The 3,444-nt window shown below is 72.9% G+C and carries 3 protein-coding genes and 1 pseudogene; 3 read left to right on the forward strand and 1 reads right to left on the reverse strand.

Translation table 11 applies throughout. The features are described 5' to 3' along the window. Window positions 1-65: 65 nt before the first annotated feature. Window positions 66-638 (reverse strand): TetR/AcrR family transcriptional regulator, encoded by a 573-nt coding sequence (locus tag ACR807_RS41425; protein WP_438927031.1) that lies wholly within the window; start codon window positions 636-638, stop codon window positions 66-68. Window positions 639-823: 185 nt separating this feature from the next. Between ACR807_RS41425 and ACR807_RS41430 the strand changes: the two genes are divergently transcribed. From ACR807_RS41430 to ACR807_RS41440, 3 genes and pseudogenes are all read left to right on the forward strand, one after another. Further along, entirely contained in the window at window positions 824-2,005 is a 1,182-nt protein-coding gene (locus ACR807_RS41430) for a hypothetical protein (protein ID WP_438927032.1), read from the forward strand. Between the two features lie 269 nt (window positions 2,006-2,274). Then, window positions 2,275-3,075: pseudogene (locus ACR807_RS41435) on the forward strand (S1 family peptidase); the annotation flags it as partial. A 141-nt stretch (window positions 3,076-3,216) separates the two neighbouring features. Then, complete coding sequence (locus ACR807_RS41440) at window positions 3,217-3,444, forward strand: proprotein convertase P-domain-containing protein (RefSeq protein WP_438927033.1); 228 nt, start codon at window positions 3,217-3,219, stop codon at window positions 3,442-3,444.

Consider the following 3,444-nt stretch of genomic DNA (forward strand, 5'->3'; position numbering starts at 1 on the left):
TGACTGGTCGATCACTCACCGGGCGACTTTACTCACGCGGTCCTCTCGCGACCGCCGCGTGCGGGTCAGTAGTGGCGGATACCGGCGGACAGCGTGCGCGCCCACGGGGCGTCCACGGCGTCCGCGTCCACCGCCACCACCAGGTGGCACAGCATTCCGACGGCGAAGAACCGCTGTACCTGGGCCTCGTCGCCGCCGGACACCCCGCGCACGTACTCGATCGCGCGGGCGTACCCGCGCTGCACGACTTCGCGCACCGCCGGTTCGGACACCGCCGCCGCCTGGGCGTGCATCTGGACCAGCAGCAGCGTGTTCTCCTCGGCGATGAGCCGGGCGTACGCGTCGCCCATCGCGTGCAGCACGGCCTCGGGCGAACTGCCGGTCGCGGCGGCCACCCCGTCGGCGAGGCTCTCCCGGATGCGGGCGAAGCAGTGCTCGACCACCGCCAGGAACAGCGCCTCCTTGTCCGGGAACAGCCGGTACACGTACGCCTGCGAGATGCCCGCCGACTTCGCCACCTCGCCGGTCGTGGTGCCCCAGTAGCCGCGTGCGCCGAACGCGCCGAGGGCGGTGCGCAACACCGTCTCGCGCCGCTCCTCGGCAGTGGACAACCTGCGCCCCGCACCCGCTCCAGCCATAGGTGTAATCAACCGCTCACACCCCCCGCTGTCAAATCCCACCCGCGAGTCCAACGCTCACGACCCGCGAGTCATGCGCTCACGACCCGCGAGTCCAACGCTCGCGACCCGCGTGTCCTGCGTTCGCGACAGGTGTGTCCTGCGTTCGCGACCGCCGGGGCCCCATCCGGGTCTAGGGTCCGCGCATGTCGCGTGGCGCTGTGGCCGTGGTCGCCCTCGTGTTCCTGCTCGCCGGTTGCGGCACGTCGGTGGGCGGCGAGGCGCTGCCCACCCTGGCGTCGTTGCCCGACCCGACGACCGGCACCAGTCCCGCCCCCGCCACCGCCGCGACCACGACCACCGCCGCGACGGCCACCACCACGACCACCACGCCCGCACCGGCGCCGCCGCCCCCCAAGGCGGGCAACCCCGCCGGTGACGCGGTCGTGCCGCCCGAGGCCGCCGCCGTCGACACCTCGTCCCCCACCCGCGTGGTCGGCAGCGGCACGCCGGCCGGCTGCACGTCCGACGCCGTCGTCCAGGCCGTCGCGGCCGGCGGCACGATCACGTTCGACTGCGGTCCCGCCCCCGTCACCATCGCCATGACCGCGACCGCGAAGGTGCGCAACGACACCGGCCCGCAGGTCGTCCTCGACGGCGGGGGACTGGTCACGCTCAGCGGCGGCGGGCAGCGGCGGGTCGTCTACCAGAACACGTGCGACCCGGCCCAGGGCATCACCACCTCGCACTGCCAGGACCAGGACCACCCGCGCCTGGTGCTCCAGGACATCACGCTCGCCGACGGCGACTCGACCGGTGACGACGCGGAGGGCGGCGGTGGCGGCGCGGTGTTCGTGCGCGGCGGCCGGGTGAAGGTCGTCAACACGACGTTCCGCGGCAACCGCTGCGACCCGGTGGGCCCCGACCTCGGCGGCGCCGGGATGCGCGTGCTCAGCCAGTCCGGGGGCGCGCCGGTGTACGTCGTGTCCAGCACGTTCGAGGGCGGGCGGTGCGCCAACGGCGGCGCGCTGAGCGGCATCGGCGTGTCGTGGGTCGTGCTGAACAGCGTCCTGCGCGGCAACGCCGCCGTCGGCCGAGGCGCGAACCCGGCCCGCGCGGGCACCCCGGGCGGAGGCAGCGGCGGCGCGGTCTACGCGGACGGCAACGGGTTCACCGTGCGCATCGCGGGCAGCGTCGTGGAGGACAACGAGGCGACCGAGGGCGGCGGCGCGGTGTTCTTCGTCAGCAACGACCGCACCGGCAGGCTGCTCATCGAGGGCTCGCGGTTGCGCCGCAACCCCAGCGCGGGGTTCGAGACCCCCGGCTACAAGGGGATCTTCTTCCTCGGCGCGGCCACGCCGTCGGTCAGCGGCTCGACCATCCAGTGACCGGGCCGGCCACCAGACCGACGACCGGGCCGGCCACCAGGCCGACGACCGGACCGGCGAACAGCCGGCCACCGGGCCGGTGACCGGCGGAAGGGTGTGCGGCGATCCGAAGGCGAACCGGAAGAACTCCCGTCGATCGTCGGATTGTGAGCAGCCCGTTCGCCGTTCACGATGAGCGCGTCGGCAGAGGGGCCGGCTGGAAGTCCCTGCGAACTCGACGTCCGGCCACCCTGCGAGCTCGACCCCGGCCGGGCGCGGGAAGGAACACCGTGCGCACTGGTACGAGAAAGGCGCTCGCCCTGGTCGTGGGCGTCGCCGCAACCCTGGCCGCAGCCGCGGGCCAGGCGCTCGCCGCACCGCCGTCGACGGACGGGGGCGGCGTCACGCCCCAGGTCGTGGGCGGCACCCGGGCCGCCCAGGGCGAGTTCCCCTGGATGGTCCGCCTGTCGATGGGCTGCGGCGGCTCGATGCTGACCGACCAGCTCGTGCTCACCGCCGCGCACTGCGTCAGCCGCACCGGCAACAACACCTCGATCACCGCCACCTACGGCGTGGTCGACCTCCAGAGCACGAGCCGGGTCACCCGCACGTCCACCTACGTGCACCGCGCGCCCACCTACGGCACCGCCACCGGCGGCGACTGGGCGATCATCAAGCTGGCCAGCCCCATCACCGGCGCGGCGCTGCTGCCGATCGCCACGACCAACGCCTACAACACCGGCGTGTTCACGGTGGCCGGCTGGGGCGCGACGAGCGAGGGCGGCGGCCAGTCCCGCTACCTGCTCAAGGCCGACGTCGACTACGTCGACGACACCACCTGCAAGAACTCCGACCCGTACTACTCCGACCTGATCCCGGCGGCCGAGCTGTGCGCAGGCTTCCCGCAGGGCGGCGTCGACACCTGCCAGGGCGACTCGGGCGGCCCCATGTTCCGGCGCGACAACGCGGGCGCGTGGGTGCAGGTCGGCATCGTCAGCCACGGCAACGGGTGCGCGCGACCGGACAACCCCGGCGTCTACACCGAGGTCAGCACGTTCGCGGCGGCCATCAACCAGGCCAAGGCCGACCTCGGCGGCGGCACCAACCCGCCCACCGGCAAGGTCTTCGAGAACACCGCCGACGTGAACATCCCGGACGCCGGCGCGGCCGTCTACAGCAACGTCGCCGTCACCGGCGTCACGGGCAACGCCCCGTCCGCCCTCGCGGTGGGCGTGAACATCGTGCACAGCTACAGCGGCGACCTGGTGATCGACCTGGTCGCGCCGGACGGCTCCACCTACCGGCTGAAGAACTCCAGCGGTTCGAGCACGCCGAACGTCAACACCACCTACACCGTGAACGCCTCCTCCGAGGTCGCCAACGGCACGTGGCGACTCAAGGTGCAGGACGTCTACAACGCCGACACGGGCTACATCAACTCGTGGAAGCTGACGTTCTGA

The sequence above is a fragment of the Saccharothrix sabaoui genome, from assembly GCF_051756985.1.
Lineage (GTDB): Bacteria > Actinomycetota > Actinomycetes > Mycobacteriales > Pseudonocardiaceae > Actinosynnema.

What these genes read in the sequence shown, in the direction of transcription:
- ACR807_RS41430 (WP_438927032.1), top strand. Translation starts at nt 824, where the DNA reads ATGTCGCGTGGCGCTGTGGCCGTGGTCGCCCTCGTGTTCCTGCTCGCC.
- ACR807_RS41425 (WP_438927031.1), bottom strand. Translation starts at nt 638, where the DNA reads ATGGCTGGAGCGGGTGCGGGGCGCAGGTTGTCCACTGCCGAGGAGCGG.